This window comes from Dictyobacter formicarum, assembly GCF_016587435.1.
In genome coordinates this window covers 1-15,922 of the sequence record NZ_BNJJ01000014.1, presented here as the reverse complement: position 1 = coordinate 15,922, position 15,922 = coordinate 1, and the positions used below count along the sequence as shown (strand labels likewise).

Here is a 15,922-nt window from a genome sequence, read left to right as displayed (position 1 = left end):
AGCTCTCCTCTACTCGCTCTGCGTGGCCCCGCTATCCGGCGTCGACGGTGTGGTCTCGGCAGGGGTTACTGCTGGAGCAGTGTTCTCGCTGGCAGGTGCCTGCTGTTCAGGTCGTGGCTGACGGGGTGGACGCTGGGGACGCTCGCCTTGTGGGCGAGGACCACGGTCTCCACCTTGCGGACGTGGACTGCGCTCACCTTGTGGACGGTCGCCTGCTGGTCTGGGTGGACGCTGAGGTCGCTCACCTTGTGGGCGAGGACCGCGGTCTCCACCGCGCGGACGATCTCCTGGTGTACGTGGACCGCGCTCACCACCCTGAGGGCGCTCGCCGCGTCCACGACGCTCACCACCGCGACGCTCACCACGCTCACGTGGCGCGTATGTCTGTTGCGCGGCGGCTTCCACCTGAGCCTCAGCTAACTCACGACGCTTGCTGGGCAGGATGTCACCTTTGTAAATCCACACTTTGATGCCGATAACACCAAAAGTTGTGTGGGCCTCTGTCTGACCATAATCGATGTCGGCACGCAGGGTCTGCAACGGAACACTTCCCTCGACCTCTTTCTCGGTACGAGCGATTTCCGCACCACCCAGGCGACCACCACAGATCACTTTGATTCCTTTTGCATTGGCGCGCATTGATTTCTGCACGGCCTGCTTCATAGCGCGACGGAATGATACGCGCTTCTCTAGCTGCTCGGCAATGCCGCGACCAACCAGGAAAGCATCCAGTTCCGGTTGGCGGATCTCGATGATATCCATGCGCACGCGGCGCTTTTTGGTCCTGGTTTCGAGAAGGTTGCGCAGTTTATCAACTTTCTCTCCGCTCTTGCCGATAACAATACCAGGTTTCGCTGTATGAACTTTGACCAGTACCTGGTCAGCAGCGGTACGCTCGATCTCGATTTTCGAAACCGAGGCGTTGGCAAGTTCTTTATTGATGATCTGACGAATCTTGAAATCTTCCGCCAGAATATCTTTATAATCACGCTCGGCATACCAGCGAGACTGCCATCCTCTGACGACGCCGAGTCTGAACCCATTGGGATGCACTTTATGTCCCAAAAGTGTCCTCCTTTTTGTAGTCTCTAACGACCAGCGTCTGCCGGATCATCTGAGACAATCACTGTGACATGACAGAAGCGACGTAAAATACGAGCCGCCCGACCATGTGACCGTGGTTTCACACGTTTAATCCGGAACGAGTCATCCGCCACAATATTAAGAATATACAGGTTATCTGGATTGAGATTGTAGTTATTCTCCGCATTTGCCGCGGCCGAGGCCACTACCTTGCTTACAGGTGTCGCACCAGCGTTTGGCAGGAACTGGAGAATAGCCAGAGCCTCATTTACCCGAAGCCCTTTCACCGCGTTCGTAACCAGACGCATCTTGCGCGGCGGAATGCCGATATCTTTTGCAATAGCCCTGACTTGCATCTCTACCTCACAATATACCCCGAGGAAGGGGCACTCTTTCTTTGGTCGGCCCCTGGGACGATTACGTTGGCCCCTGCAGTATCCTCGGAGGGCTCACCGCTTGAGCCTCTTAACTTACCACTAACGAACGTTGGTGGTTTTTTCACTCTTGCCACCAGCGTGACCACGATAGTGGCGAGTGGGGGCAAATTCACCTAGTTTATGACCAACCATGTTTTCGCTAACGAAAACCGGTACATGAGTCTTGCCGTTGTGTACGCCAATGGTCATTCCTACCATTTCAGGAAAGATCATTGATGCACGAGACCAGGTTTTGATCACGCGGCGGTCGCCAGTTTTGCGCATAACCAGGATTTTCTTCCTGAGCGACTCATGAATATATGGCCCTTTTTTTCTTGAGCGCGACATAGATTACTTCCTCCTCCTGCCTGCATTGCGGCGTCGGACAATGAAGCGGTCCGTTCTCTTGTTTCTGCGGGTCTTGAAGCCCATCGCTGGTTTGCCCCAGGGCGTCTGTGGCTTACCACCAATAGGTGCGCGACCCTCACCACCACCATGAGGATGGTCTCGTGGGTTCATAACAGATCCGCGAACGGTTGGACGGCGACCGAGGTGACGTGAACGTCCGGCCTTACCAATGCTCCGGTTCTCGTGGTCAACGTTGCCGACCTGGCCAATGGTAGCCATACACATGATATGGACCTGGCGCTGCTCGCCTGAAGGCAAGCGCAGAAGAGCGTAATCGCCTTCTTTAGCCATCAGCTGGGCACCTACACCAGCACCGCGGCAGAGCTGACCACCACGGCCGCGCTCCATCTCGATGTTATGAATGGTGGTGCCAGTTGGGATGTTCTTCAGGGGCAGAGCGTTGCCAACGCGAATGTCGGCATCCGGGCCAGCCTCTACACGATCCCCAACTTGCAGGCCAAGAGGAGCGATAATGTAACGCTTCTCACCATCTACATAGTGCAACAGGGCAATGCGCGATGTACGATTTGGATCGTACTCGATCGCTGCCACACGGGCAGGTACCCCAAGCTTGTTGCGCTTAAAGTCAATGATACGGTAGGCGCGTTTGGCACCACCGCCATGATGGCGGGTTGTAATCTTACCCTGGTTATTACGTCCGGCATGCTTTTTCAGCTTAACAGTCAGAGATTTCTCTGGTTTTGTCTTGGTGATCTCCTCAAAGGTCGATACCGACATACCGCGACGTCCAGGAGATGTTGGTCGATACTGTCTAATTGGCATCTCTCAATCCCCTATGCCTTTAATGCATCGATTGATTCACCCTCTGCGAGAGTGACAATCGCTTTCTTCCATTCGCGGGCCTCAACAGGTCGAGGAGCAGCACCACGTCGACGGATCAGCCGTGGCTTACCAGGCATGCGCAACATGTTGACCGCTACAACTTTTACGTTGAACAGTTGCTCAACCGCCCGACGGACATCAATCTTGTTGGCATTCACTGCCACTTCAAAAGTATACTGGTTTCGCTCTTGCAACTTGACCGATTTCTCGGTCACGATACCTCGGCGCAGTATTTCTGTGATCTCCACAGTCTCTCCTCCTCGCCTTACGCTTCGCTTTCGGCACTCGCGGCGGCTTCGTTAGCGATCTTTGAGGTCGCCTCTTCCGCGCTCAGGCCTTCGCCGAAAACCATTTCAATCCAGCGCACGGTTTTCACGGGCATCACTACATAATCATGCTTCAGCAACTCCACAACGTTAATGGAGGAGACGTGCTGCACCTTAGCGGTCGGAATATTTCGCGCCGATAATACAACGTTTTCGTCGCGCTGTGGCAACATCATGAGCACTTTTTTGCCTGCGCTGTTAGGCAATTTGCTCAGGATCGTCAACATATCTTTGGTACGAGGAGTATCCAGGACCAGATCTTTCAGGACGATCAAGCTTTCGTTGGCAACTTTGTCCGATAGGACAGAGCGGATAGCCAGGCGACGCATTTTCTTGGGTACGTCATGATGGTAGACATGTGGCTTAGGACCAAATACGGTACCACCGTGACGGAACTGTGGCGAGCGGGTGCTACCCTGCCGCGCGCGACCTGTTCCTTTTTGCCGATATGGTTTTTTATTTCCACCAGCTACTTCACTGCGAGTCTTGGTTGAGGCGTTACCCTGTCGGCGATTAACCAGTTGTGCTGTCACAACCTGGTGAAGAACCGCCATATTTGGGGCGACTCCGAACACCTGCTCGCTCAGTTCGAGCTGTTCTACGGCCTCTCCGGCCAGATTATACACTGTAGTCGAGGGCATTTCGGTTACCTCATCACATGCTTTTTAATCATGAGCAAGCCGCCATTGGCACCAGGCACCGAACCTTTGACCACCAGCAGGTTGCGCTCAGGATCAGCTTGTAGTACTTGCAATTTCTTCGCTGTCACGCGCACATTACCCATTTGTCCAGCCATCCGGGTGCCTTTGAGGACACGACCTGGAGTGGTGCCTGAACCAATGGAGCCTGGAGCACGGTGCCGGTCCGACTGACCATGGGTCTTGGGGCCGCCGCTGAATCCGTGTCGTTTGACGCCGCCCTGGAAACCTTTACCTTTGGTGGTTCCTACGATGTCAACGGACTCGCCGTCTGTGAACAGGCTGACGTTAAACTCTGCGCCTAACTCAACACCTTCGCTGTTGCCATCCAGTCCTACTTCACGCAGAACACGGAATGGGCCAAGGCTTGGTCCCGGGCGACGCTGGCGGTTCGACTGAACCTTTAACAGCTTCTGGATCTGCTTGCTATTCTTCTTGGTGTCGGTCGCTTTCTCGGCGTCCTCACCCTCTTTGCGTTGCTCTTGCTGATGGGTCTGCAACGCTTTGCGCTGTGCCTTTAATAACGGCAGGCTGTGTCCAAGATGTCCCAGTTCTGGGCGGGTTACGTTTTTGGTTGTCGCCTGCTCAAAACCAAGCTGCACCGCTTCGTAACCGTCGCGGGCGACAGTCTTTACCTGGGTTACAACACAAGGGCCAGCCTCGATGATTGTAACTGGAATGACTGTTCCATTGGGCCCAAATACCTGGGTCATGCCGACCTTCCTGCCCAACAATGCATTCAGCATATTCTTTACCTCTCTTCAACTATAGGGATAGCGTTTGCTTCCTTGGCAATCCTTACAGTTTGACTTCGATATCCACGCCTGCGGGCAGGTTCAAACGTGTCAGGGCTTCAACTGTTTTGTTGGTCGGATCGATGATGTCGATCAGACGCTTGTGTGTACGAATCTCGAACTGTTCGCGAGCATCTTTATCGATAAATGGTGATCGCATGACGGTATATTTATCGATCTCGGTTGGCAGTGGCACTGGCCCTGAGACTCGTGCCCCCGTCTGTTGCGCTGTATCCACGATCTGAATCGCCGACTGGTCTAAGATGCGATGATCGAATGCCTTGAGGCGAATGCGGATGCGCTGTTTCACTCCCGTAGCCATTTTTCTCTCCTGATAGGGATAGGGGTCAGAGGGCGATTTTGCTCGTTCATTTTGCTTGAGCAGTGTCCATGACCCCTGTTATTTTGCTTAGCTGATCACCTTTGTGCAGATACCAGCACCAACGGTGCGGCCACCTTCACGGATGGCGAATTTCACGCCTTCTTCCATGGCGACCGGCTGGATGAGTTCAACTGTCATTTCGATGTTGTCGCCAGGCATAACCATTTCCACACCCTCGGGTAGCTTGATCGCGCCGGTTACGTCCGTGGTACGGACATAGAACTGAGGACGATAGCCGTTAAAGAATGGTGTATGGCGGCCACCCTCTTCTTTGGAGAGGACGTACACCTGCGCCTGGAAGTTCTTGTGGGGTTTGATCGAACCGGGCTTGGCCAGTACCTGACCACGCTCGATGTCGGTACGCTCAACGCCACGCAAGAGACATCCAACGTTGTCACCGGCCATACCGGAGTCAAGTGTCTTCTGGAACATCTCAACACCAGTCACGACCACGGAACGGATGTCTTCATGAATACCAACGATCTCGATGGTGTCGCCGGTTTTGACGACGCCGCGCTCGATACGACCGGTCGCCACTGTACCGCGACCTTTAATACCGAAGACGTCTTCCACAGGCATCAAGAATGGCTGATCGGTAGGACGTGGTGGGGTTGGGATGTACTCGTCGACCTGGTCCATCAAATCCCAGATGCATTTGGCAGCGGGGTCGTTGCGGGACAGGTCGCCTTTGCTCTCAAGAGCACCCAGGGCCGAACCACGAATGACGGGGATGTCGTCGCCAGGGAACTGGTTCTTGGAGAGCAGTTCGCGTACTTCCAGCTCAACCAATTCCAGCAGTTCTTCGTCATCCATCATGTCAACCTTGTTGAGGAAGACCACCATGGAAGGCACTTCTACCTGACGAGCAAGCAGTACGTGCTCACGGGTCTGAGGCATTGGGCCATCAGGAGCACTTACGACGAGGATGGCACCGTCCATCTGAGCGGCACCGGTGATCATATTTTTAATGTAGTCAGCGTGACCAGGGCAGTCGACGTGCGCATAGTGGCGCTTCTCGGTCTCATACTCCAGGTGAGCGATCGAGATGGTGATACCACGCTCGCGCTCTTCGGGAGCTTTGTCGATCTGGTCGAATGCTGTATATTTGGCAAGCTGAGCAGCAGCTAACACTTTGGTGATAGCTGCAGTCAGGGTCGTCTTACCATGGTCAATGTGTCCAATGGTGCCAATGTTCACATGCGGCTTTGTCCGCTCGAACTTTTTCTTAGCCATGTCAATCCCTCTTATTTTTCTCATCCTGCGAACACGCAGGACACATCTTTAAGATACTTTCACCCGGTCGGCCTGTTCCCTGAATTCGGCACCGAGCTTGTAAAGTACATTAATGAATGTTTGTGCTATTGCTTTACGCACTTCGTCACATCCAGATGGCATACAGCGCAGACCACAAGGTGGCATTTTCTGAATGCTCTCAGAAGTTTTTTGATGACAGGAGGTGATGGGAGGGAAAAATATCTCCCCAGTTTTACCTATCTCAGTTCTCAGTTCGAAGGGCACTCACAATGGTGCCCTTCTTCGATCAATTTTATCGCTTAGCGAGCCGAACGTTTGGCGATAATTTCGTCCGACAGATTCTTTGGCACTGGATCATAGTGCGAGAATTCCATCGTGTATGCCGCACGCCCGCTAGTCATAGAACGGAGGTCGTTCACGTAGCCGAACATTTCGGAAAGAGGAACATGACCCCGCACCACACTCGTCGCCCCACGGGTTTCCATTCCCTGGATGATGCCACGGCGGCGGTTGAGGTCGCCAATTACATCCCCATAGAATTCTTCGGACGTCGTGACTTCGACTTTCATCATTGGCTCAAGGATGATTGGTGCAGCCTTGGCTACCGCGTTTTTGATACCAATCGAACCAGCGGTTTTAAAGGCCATTTCACTTGAGTCTACATCGTGGTATGAACCATCGTACAGTGTGACTTTGACGTCGATCATGGGGAAACCAGCAACAATACCGTTCTCCAATGTCTCTCTGACACCGTTTTCAACTGGTTTGATGTATTCCTTCGGAACCACACCACCAACGATGGCATTGATAAACTCAAAGCCTTTACCTGTTTCATTTGGCTCAACACGCAGCCAGACATCACCGTATTGTCCATGTCCACCAGTCTGACGAACATGTTTACCTTGTGCCTGTGCTTGCTTCGTGATGGTCTCACGATAAGCTACCTGCGGACGGCCCACGTTCGCCTCTACTTTGAATTCGCGGAAGAGACGATCTGTGATAACGTCCAGATGCAACTCACCCATACCGGCGATAATGGTCTGACCACTCTCTTCATCCGTATGGACGCGGAAGGTCGGATCTTCTTCAGCCAGTTTGCCAAGAGCAATACCCATCTTTTCCTGGTCCGCACGGGTCTTTGGCTCTACAGCCAGTTCGATTACCGGCTCTGGGAACTGGATCGACTCCAGGATGATCGGCTTCTGTGGATCGCTGAGCGTGTCACCGGTGAAGGTGTTACGCAGACCAACGGCAGCACAGATGTCACCGGCGCGAATCTCATCGATATCTTCGCGGTGATTAGCATGCATACGCAACAAACGACCAATGCGCTCGGTTTTACCCTTGGTGGTATTTTCCATCGAGCCGCCTTTAGTCATTGTACCAGAATAGACACGCAGATAGGAAAGTCTACCGACAAATGGGTCAGACACAATCTTAAAGACCAGCGCACTAAATGGAGCGTCGTCCGAGACATCGCGGGTTATTGTCTCCTCGGTATCAGGATCGATACCGGTCGGGAGCTCGATATCCAATGGAGAAGGCAAGAAAGCAACTACTGCGTCAAGCATAGCCTGAACGCCCTTGTTTTTCAAGGAGCTACCACACAGTACGGGCACAAGTTTGTTCGCGATGGTGGCTTTGCGCAGGGCTGCAATCAGCTCTTCTTTGGAAATTTCTTCTCCCTCAAGGTATTTCAGGGTCAACTCTTCGTCAGACTCTGCGATTCTCTCAATCAACGCCTCGCGATGCTGCTCATACGAGGCCTGAAGGTCCTCAGGAATCTCAACGTGTTTCGACGTTGTACCCAGGTCATCTGTATAAACGATGGCCTTTTGTTCCAAAAGGTCGATATACCCTTTGAAATCGGACTCCATACCAATCGGGATCTGAATCGGAAGTGCATGTTTAGTTAAGCGATCGCCGATCATGTCCACACAGCGCCAGAAATCGGCACCTGTGCGGTCTAGCTTGTTCACAAAGCACATCCGCGGAACTTTATACTTGTCGGCCTGGCGCCATACAGTCTCGGACTGTGGCTCTACGCCCGCGACACCGTCGAAGACCACTACGCCGCCGTCGAGTACGCGTAGTGAGCGCTCAACTTCAGCAGTAAAGTCTACGTGGCCCGGGGTATCAATGATATTGATGCGGTGATCCTGCCAGAAACAGGTGGTAGCAGCCGATGTGATCGTGATGCCACGCTCTTGCTCCTGCGCCATCCAGTCCATCGTCGCAGCCCCTTCGTGCACCTCACCAATACGGTGGATCTTCTTGGTGTAGAATAGGATACGCTCAGTGGTGGTCGTTTTACCAGCGTCAATATGAGCGATGATACCAATATTTCGTGTTTTCGCGAGTGGATATTCTCTTGCCATGATGTGTTTTTACCAGCGATAATGAGCGAAGGCTTTGTTGGACTCCGCCATCTTGTGGGTCTCCTCACGTTTTTTAATGGTTGCACCCTGACCCGCAGCTGCATCCATTAACTCGTTAGCCAGCTTCTCTGACATCGAGCGACCATTGCGTGAACGGGAAGATTTGATCAGCCAGCGCATCGCCAGCGCGTTTCCACGATCTTTCCGTACATCAACTGGTACTTGATATGTCGAGCCACCTACGCGGCGAGGCTTTACCTCGATGCTGGGTGTGGCATTTCTCAAAGCTTGCTCAAACACCTCGATAGGAGGACGTTTCTGCTTGGCTTCAATGGCTTCAAACGCATCATAAATAATGCGCTCGGCAAGGCTACGCTTGCCATCAATCATCATTTTATTTACGAAGCGGGCTACATTTCGGCTCTTGTACTTGGCATCTGGTACATCCGGTCTTCGCACCACTCTCTTACGTCTTGGCATGTTCTGCCTCCTCAGTGTGTCATTCGGATCTGCTTGCTTCTCGTCAATCTTACCCCCACCGCAGGGGCTGGACCATCATGATCTCTGGTTTTCGCGTTTTCCCTTAGGTTCTGGCGGAAGACTGCTTCTCATCAAACATACTTGACTAGCACAGTAACTATACTGATGTGCTTCAAACTCCCATCCCTGTATGAGGTACCTAGCGGACACCAGAAAAGGCGTCGATTCGATCTCGGGCGTGAGCGCCTTGATCTTCTTCGAACGCCTACACGCGGGTGCCTTTCCACATCTTCAGATAGCTACTATCCTTCCGATCCGTTGTCGTTATTCTCGCCTTCGGATCGAATTGACTGAACCAGGAGAACACCCGACTATCATCGCAATATGACGGGCACCATTACCTTGCTCCGGCTGCGTACCCGCCTACAATGACGTGTGATTTACCGACCTTGTGCAGTATCCTCTTCCCGCTGAAAATAGAGTCGCGCCTGTTTTACGTGCACGACTGGCTCTTGCACCGGGCCTTAGCGGGCGGGCGATATGCGGTATTCCTCACCATCCCCCGCAATTAACTACTGCGTGTCTTACCTTTTGCCCTTTGCTGGAGCGGCTGCCTGTCCGGGTTTCGGACGCTTGGCCCCATACTTAGAGCGACCACGACGGCGCTTTGAAACGCCTTCGCTGTCCAGTGTGCCGCGTACAATGTGATAGCGGACACTTGGCAGGTCTTTTACACGACCGCCACGAATGAGCACTACTGAGTGCTCCTGTAAGTTATGCCCTTCACCAGGAATGTATGCAGTAACTTCCATCTGGTTTGAAAGACGAACACGGGCAATTTTACGCATTGCCGAATTCGGCTTCTTGGGCGTCATCGTACGTACCTGTGTGCAGACGCCACGCTTCTGAGGCGACCCACGCAGGCGGGAGGTCCTGTTCTTCAACGCGTTGTACGAATACAGCAACGCGGGGGCCTTCACCTTTTTCTGCTTGTTCGAACGGCCCTTTCGGACCAATTGATTAATTGTCGGCAAGGAACAATCCTCCCTGTCCTCGTTGTTCTAAGTTTACGCGGATAGTAACTCTATCCGCGTTATCTCTATCACACATATGCGATTGCATATATTATCACTCATCGTCCTCGCTGTCAAGTGTCAGGCCAAGTGGGGCACTCGCACCAACTGGAGTACTGGCAATGGCACCTGCAACAACGGAGGCGGCCGCCACGCGCTCTGCTGCTGCGGCTTGCTGGCGGGCAATCTGATCACGACGGCGCTGGACAATGCCAGATCCGGCCGGGATCAATTTACCAATGATGACATTTTCTTTCAAACCAATCAGGTGGTCGGTCTGAGCTTCGATTGCGGCTTCGGTCAGCACACGAGTCGTCTCCTGGAAGGAGGCGGCCGCCAGGAAGCTGTCCGTATTTAGTGATGCTTTTGTGACACCAAGCAGGACGGTCGAGGCTTTGGCGGGTTCGCCACCCTCTGCCAGGACGCGGGCATTGGTATCGGCATACACGAAACGATCCACCAGATCGTTCGGAAGCATGTCTGTGTCACCGGGCTCATCGACTTTGACGCGACGCAGCATTTGTCGCACGATGACCTCGATGTGTTTGTCATGGATGTATACGCCGGTATTACGATAGACGCGCTGCACCTCTTTGGTGAGGTACAACTGGACCGCCTCACGTCCCTGGATGCGCAAGACATCCTGTGGATCTCTCTGACCAGAAGTGATCGGCGTACCCGCTTGAATCTTCTGACCGTCGGAGACGGCGATGTTGCGCGAAGCTGGCACCGGATAGCTGCGCTCTTCCCGCTCTTCGAAGCGGATTGAGATGCCGTCTTCGTTCAAGACGACTTCGCCATCGGTTCTGGCCATGACCGGCACTGGCTCACCACCGTTTTCTCCGGCAATGAGGGCAATGATCTGGTCCTTCTGCACATGATCGTGCTCGTTGACTACGATCTTTACATCTGTGTCTTTCGGTATCAGGTATTCATCGAAAAAGATGTTCGTTGAAACAATCCGTACAGTACGCACGCCTGTGGACTCGTCTTTGACGATTTCTACCACACCGTCAATCTCGCTGATCTCAGCCTTATCTTTCGGGACACGGGCTTCGAAGAGCTCTTCAACACGTGGCAGACCCTGGGTGATGTCACCCTGCGCTCCCGCGATACCACCAGTGTGGAAGGTACGCATGGTCAGCTGTGTTCCAGGCTCACCAATGGATTGAGCGGCGACGATACCAACGGCGGCTCCAATACGCGCCAGGGCGTTGGCAGCCAGGTCGCGTCCGTAACACTTGCGGCAGATGCCGCGCCGTGCCAGACAGTTGAGAGCCGAGCGTACACGTACGGCTTTGATGCCAGTGGCGATAATTTCGTTTACGTCGTCGTCAGTGAGCTCTTCTCCAGGCTCCAGCTGTGGCAGCTCTGGTATCTCTTCGGCCAGCACACGTCCAACCAGACGGCCGCGCGAGTTCTCCAGACCCATATCCTTTGAGTCGAACTCGGTGATTAAGATACCTTCGGTTGTTCCACAGTCCTCTTCGGTGACGATGACGTCCTGGGCTACGTCGATCAGACGACGAGTCAGGTAACCGGATTCCGCTGTTCTCAAGGCGGTGTCAGCCAGACCTTTGCGGGCTCCGTGAGTACTGATAAAGTACTCCAATACGCTCAGACCTTCACGGAAGTTACCACGCACCGGAATATCCATGATACGTCCTGATGGGCTGGCCATCAAACCACGCATACCAGACAACTGTCGAATCTGCTGGAACTTCGCTTTGGTTGCTCCAGATTCAGCAATCGTGTAGATGGAACCAAATGGATCGAGAACCGAGCGTACCATTTTCTGGACGTTGTCGGTAGCTTCGTTCCAGGTCGCGATCGTTTGCTGATATTTTTCGTTCTCGGTGATGAGACCATCATGGAACTGCTCTTCCAGCTCTGCGATCTTGATGTCGGCTTTGGCCAGCTCTTCGGATTTACCAGTTGGTACTTTGACGTCACTGATAGCGAAGGTGGCGCCGGCTTTGGTTGCATAGTAGAAACCAAGGCGCTTGATTTCATCTGCCAGTTCGGTGGTTTTGGCACGACCATATTCTTTGAAGCATTCACCGATGACCTGTTTCAAGTTCTCCTTCTTCATGACGTAGTTCTTGAAACGCAGACGTTCTGGCAGAGCTTCGTTGAATATGATGCGTCCAACCGTGGTTGTGACTGGCTTGTTCATTGAGTGTACTGTAGCCTTTTCAGGGGGCGGCTGATCATAGACGTCGATCTCACCCATACGGACTTTGATCGGGGCCTGCAGATCTACCACACCATGCTGGAAGGCCAGCAGTGCTTCGCCAGCATCAGTAAAGACGCGGCCCTCGCCCTTTTTGTTGGGGCGCTCCTGTGTCAGGTAGAAACAACCCAGCACCATGTCCTGGCTGGCGCCGATCGATGGCTCACCGTGAGCCGGTGACAACAGGTTGCGGGTCGACATCATAAATTGACGGGCTTCGTCCTGCGCTTTCTCAGACAGAGGTACGTGCACAGCCATCTGGTCACCGTCGAAGTCAGCGTTAAAAGCCGAACAGACGAGTGGGTGAAGCTGAATAGCACTACCTTCAACCAGCACAGCTTCAAAGGCCTGAATACCAAGTCTGTGCAATGTTGGGGCGCGGTTCAATAGCACTGGATGGTTTTTGATGACCTCTTCCAGTACATCCCAGACTTCTGGCTTGACGCGCTCAACAAAGCGTTTGGCACTCTTGATGTTGTGAGCAAAGTTTTGCTCTACCAGTTTGCGCATGACAAATGGCTTGAAGAGCTCCAATGCCATACGTTTTGGCAGACCACACTGGTGCAACTTCAGATCTGGTCCAACCACGATAACCGAACGGCCAGAGTAGTCGACACGTTTACCGAGCAGGTTCTGGCGGAAACGTCCCTGCTTACCTTTGAGCATATCGGAGAGGCTCTTTAATTTGTGGTTACCAGAGCCAGCCACGGCACGGCCACGGCGACCATTATCGATCAGAGCATCACAGGCCTCTTGCAGCATGCGTTTTTCGTTACGAATAATGATCTCAGGCGCGCCCAGCTCAAGCAGGCGTTTGAGACGGTTGTTACGATTAATCACACGACGATAGAGATCGTTGAGGTCCGAGGTGGCGAAACGACCACCATCCAGCTGTACCATCGGACGCAGATCCGGGGGTAGCACTGGTAGGACAGTCATGATCATCCACTCGGGCGAGGTATTCGACTTGCGGAATGCCTCAACCACTTTCAGGCGCTTGGTGGCCTTTTTGCGGCGTTGCCCAACGGTATTTCCGATCTCGTGACGCAGGTCGTTGGCCAGTTTCTCCAGGTCAATGCCAGAGATTAACTCGCGCACGGCTTCTGCGCCCATGCCTGCACGGAAGACATCGCTGAAGTTGTCTTTGAGCTCGCGATAGCGATTCTCCTGCAGCAGGTCCATCTTTTTTAGACCTTCAAGGTCGCGGCGCAACTGCTCGATGCGCTGACGAGTCTCGTTGCGCTCGCGCTCGAGTTGTGTCTGCGCGGAGTCGATCTGACCCTGGAATTCGATGGTCAAACGGTCGGCCTCGCGTTTGCCTTCCGATTGGGCTCCCTCTAATTCGCGGCGCGCCTGCTCGGCGATGGCGTTGCGAGAAGCCTCGGCTACACGCTCCAACACGTCCAGGTGCTTGGATGTGACAGTATCACCTTGCTTGACGATAATCTGATCGGTCGGGGTGAAGAAGATGTCGTCGTCAGTCGTCTCGCCCATAGTTTCGCGCAGCAGGCTCAGCGTCTCGCTCTCAGCACGGCGGGCCTCTTCGAGGTCGTGCTCACGGCGCTGCTCTACTTCCTGGCGATCGATCTGGGAGAAGCGCTGATCGTTGTCCTCCAGGGCACTATCGCGCTGGGTACGCAGATCATTGATGCGCTCAACGATCTTCTCGTCCAGATTCTGTTCGAGACCAGCCAGCTCTTCGTCCAGACGCATCAGTTCGCGCTGGCGGGCCTCTTCGTCCACATTGGTAACCACATAAAGCGCGAAGTACAATACGCGCTCCAGGTTACGTGGCGAGAGATCCAGCAACAGACCGATACGGCTAGGGGTACCCTTGAAGTACCAGATATGGCTCACAGGTGATGCCAGTTCAATATGGCCCATGCGCTCGCGGCGCACTTTTGAACGGGCTACTTCGACACCGCACTTGTCACAGACGATGCCTTTGAAGCGTACTCTTTTATATTTACCGCAGTAACACTCCCAGTCCTTGGTGGGTCCAAAGATGCGTTCGCAGAACAAACCATCTTTTTCTGGCTTCAGTGTACGGTAGTTAATTGTCTCCGGTTTCGTGACCTCACCATAGCTCCAGCTGCGAATCTGCTCTGGGCTGGCAAGGCTGATACGGATAGCGTTAAAATCATTTACTTCGAGCATGCTACCTCTCCTGGGATAGGGGCTAGCGACAGGCAAATCTGCCTGTCGCTCCGCATTCCTTTTTCACACAAAACCTTTTGCTTTCAACAAAAACTTGTTGATTGCCCCTATACTATTGGTCTCCCTCGAAACCGGATAGATTAATACCCAGTTCCGGCATTACATCGTTCGAGGTGTCTTCGACGAATTGGATTTTTTGCTCGTCTTCGTTCAGGACCTCTACATTAATGCCCAGGCTTTGCAATTCTTTTACGAGCACTTTGAAGGATTCTGGAACGCCAGGCTCCATGATGTTTTCACCCTTCACAATGGCTTCGTAGGTTTTGACACGGCCTACGACGTCGTCCGATTTGACGGTCAGGATTTCCTGGAGGATATGAGCCGCGCCATAGGCTTCGAGTGCCCATACTTCCATTTCACCGAAACGCTGTCCACCAAACTGTGCTTTCCCACCCAGCGGCTGCTGCGTGATCAAGCTGTATGGGCCAGTCGAACGGGCGTGTACTTTATCTTCCACCAGGTGGGCCAGTTTCAACATGTAGTTGTAGCCAACGGTGATTGGATGGTCAAATGGCTCGCCAGTACGTCCATCATAGAGCTGGACCTTACCGGTTTCGGGCAACCCTGCCCGACGCAAGAATTCTTCTATGTCTTCCTCAGTGGCGCCGTCGAATACTGGTGTGGCTATCTTAAAGCCCAGCGCTTCCGCGGCCCAGCCAAGGTGGGTCTCCATAATCTGACCGATATTCATACGGTGAGGTACGCCCAGTGGGTTCAGGATGATGTCGACCGGTGTACCGTCGGGCAGGAATGGCATGTCCTCGATCGGCAGGACGCGGGAGATAACACCCTTGTTGCCGTGGCGGCCAGCCATCTTGTCGCCAGCACCGATCTTGCGCTTCTGCGCGATACTGACACGTACCAGCTGGTTGACTCCCGGAGGCAGTTCGTCACCGGCCTCGCGTGAGAAGACCTTGACCTCAACGATCTTACCGCGCTCACCATGAGGTACGCGCAGCGAGGTGTCTTTTACTTCACGGGCCTTTTCACCGAAGATGGCGCGCAGGAGTTTCTCTTCCGCCGTCAGCTCGGTTTCGCCCTTTGGCGTAATCTTACCAACCAGGATATCCTGAGGCCCAACTTCGGCACCGACATAGATGATGCCACGCTCATCCAGGTTACGCAGGCCTTCTTCACCTACGTTTGGAATGTCGCGCGTAATCTCTTCGGGTCCCAGTTTGGTGTCGCGGGCGTCGATCTCGTATTTCTCAATGTGAATTGAGGTGAAGAGATCTTCGTGCACGATACGCTCACTGATCAGAATGGCGTCCTCGAAGTTACCACCCTCCCAGCTCATGAAGGCTACGAGAATGTTTTGTCCTAACGCCAGTTCTCCG

General features: G+C 53.5%; 14 protein-coding genes. All 14 read right to left on the bottom strand.

All coding sequences use genetic code 11. The annotated features are described in order from the left end of the window. Nucleotides 1–9 precede the first annotated feature (9 nt). Nucleotides 10–1,065, bottom strand: a complete 1,056-nt coding sequence (gene rpsC, locus JMI88_RS40790) for a 30S ribosomal protein S3 (protein ID WP_201364356.1) — start codon at nt 1,063–1,065, stop codon at nt 10–12. 23 nt (nt 1,066–1,088) lie between these two features. Beyond that, nucleotides 1,089–1,439, bottom strand: a complete 351-nt coding sequence (gene rplV / locus JMI88_RS23195; protein WP_201364355.1) for a 50S ribosomal protein L22 — start codon at nt 1,437–1,439, stop codon at nt 1,089–1,091. Nucleotides 1,440–1,559: 120 nt separating this feature from the next. After that, nucleotides 1,560–1,847: a 30S ribosomal protein S19 gene (rpsS, locus tag JMI88_RS23190; RefSeq protein WP_201364354.1), complete on the bottom strand. Its 288-nt coding sequence runs from the start codon at nt 1,845–1,847 to the stop codon at nt 1,560–1,562. A gap of 3 nt (nt 1,848–1,850) precedes the next feature. Further along, complete coding sequence (rplB, locus tag JMI88_RS23185; RefSeq protein WP_201364353.1) at nt 1,851–2,690, bottom strand: 50S ribosomal protein L2; 840 nt, start codon at nt 2,688–2,690, stop codon at nt 1,851–1,853. A gap of 11 nt (nt 2,691–2,701) precedes the next feature. Beyond that, nucleotides 2,702–2,998, bottom strand: a complete 297-nt coding sequence (gene rplW / locus JMI88_RS23180) for a 50S ribosomal protein L23 (protein ID WP_201364352.1) — start codon at nt 2,996–2,998, stop codon at nt 2,702–2,704. Between the two features lie 17 nt (nt 2,999–3,015). Further along, nucleotides 3,016–3,717, bottom strand: a complete 702-nt coding sequence (gene rplD, locus JMI88_RS23175) for a 50S ribosomal protein L4 (protein WP_201364351.1) — start codon at nt 3,715–3,717, stop codon at nt 3,016–3,018. 5 nt (nt 3,718–3,722) lie between these two features. Continuing rightward, the gene (rplC, locus tag JMI88_RS23170; RefSeq protein WP_201364350.1) at nt 3,723–4,520 is read right to left on the bottom strand and encodes a 50S ribosomal protein L3; all 798 of its coding nucleotides are present in this window, start codon (nt 4,518–4,520) and stop codon (nt 3,723–3,725) included. Between the two features lie 52 nt (nt 4,521–4,572). After that, the gene (gene rpsJ / locus JMI88_RS23165) at nt 4,573–4,890 is read right to left on the bottom strand and encodes a 30S ribosomal protein S10 (RefSeq protein ID WP_126549957.1); all 318 of its coding nucleotides are present in this window, start codon (nt 4,888–4,890) and stop codon (nt 4,573–4,575) included. Between the two features lie 87 nt (nt 4,891–4,977). Continuing rightward, on the bottom strand, nt 4,978–6,183 hold the full coding sequence (tuf, locus tag JMI88_RS23160) for an elongation factor Tu (RefSeq protein WP_201364349.1): 1,206 nt from the start codon (nt 6,181–6,183) through the stop codon (nt 4,978–4,980). Nucleotides 6,184–6,503: 320 nt separating this feature from the next. Next, a complete protein-coding gene (gene fusA, locus JMI88_RS23155) occupies nt 6,504–8,582 on the bottom strand; it encodes an elongation factor G (protein ID WP_201364348.1) in 2,079 nt (692 codons plus the stop codon). Nucleotides 8,583–8,591: 9 nt separating this feature from the next. After that, entirely contained in the window at nt 8,592–9,062 is a 471-nt protein-coding gene (rpsG, locus tag JMI88_RS23150; protein WP_201364347.1) for a 30S ribosomal protein S7, read from the bottom strand. A 584-nt stretch (nt 9,063–9,646) separates the two neighbouring features. Continuing rightward, a complete protein-coding gene (gene rpsL / locus JMI88_RS23145; protein WP_201364346.1) occupies nt 9,647–10,096 on the bottom strand; it encodes a 30S ribosomal protein S12 in 450 nt (149 codons plus the stop codon). Nucleotides 10,097–10,190: 94 nt separating this feature from the next. After that, nucleotides 10,191–14,525 carry a DNA-directed RNA polymerase subunit beta' gene (rpoC, locus tag JMI88_RS23140; RefSeq protein WP_201364345.1) on the bottom strand — a complete coding sequence of 1,445 codons (4,335 nt, stop codon included), beginning with the start codon at nt 14,523–14,525 and terminating at the stop codon, nt 10,191–10,193. A 112-nt stretch (nt 14,526–14,637) separates the two neighbouring features. After that, nucleotides 14,638–15,922: DNA-directed RNA polymerase subunit beta (locus JMI88_RS23135; protein ID WP_444542385.1), on the bottom strand; the 1,285-nt coding region annotated here is incomplete at its 5' end.

Excerpts from the sequence above, each read along its gene's own strand:
- rpoC (WP_201364345.1), bottom strand. The coding sequence starts at position 14,525 with ATGCTCGAAGTAAATGATTTTAACGCTATCCGTATCAGCCTTGCCAGC.
- fusA (WP_201364348.1), bottom strand. The coding sequence starts at position 8,582 with ATGGCAAGAGAATATCCACTCGCGAAAACACGAAATATTGGTATCATC.
- rplV (WP_201364355.1), bottom strand. The coding sequence starts at position 1,439 with ATGCAAGTCAGGGCTATTGCAAAAGATATCGGCATTCCGCCGCGCAAG.
- rpsG (WP_201364347.1), bottom strand. The coding sequence starts at position 9,062 with ATGCCAAGACGTAAGAGAGTGGTGCGAAGACCGGATGTACCAGATGCC.
- rpsS (WP_201364354.1), bottom strand. The coding sequence starts at position 1,847 with ATGTCGCGCTCAAGAAAAAAAGGGCCATATATTCATGAGTCGCTCAGG.
- rplC (WP_201364350.1), bottom strand. The coding sequence starts at position 4,520 with ATGCTGAATGCATTGTTGGGCAGGAAGGTCGGCATGACCCAGGTATTT.
- rpsJ (WP_126549957.1), bottom strand. The coding sequence starts at position 4,890 with ATGGCTACGGGAGTGAAACAGCGCATCCGCATTCGCCTCAAGGCATTC.
- rplB (WP_201364353.1), bottom strand. The coding sequence starts at position 2,690 with ATGCCAATTAGACAGTATCGACCAACATCTCCTGGACGTCGCGGTATG.
- tuf (WP_201364349.1), bottom strand. The coding sequence starts at position 6,183 with ATGGCTAAGAAAAAGTTCGAGCGGACAAAGCCGCATGTGAACATTGGC.
- rplD (WP_201364351.1), bottom strand. The coding sequence starts at position 3,717 with ATGCCCTCGACTACAGTGTATAATCTGGCCGGAGAGGCCGTAGAACAG.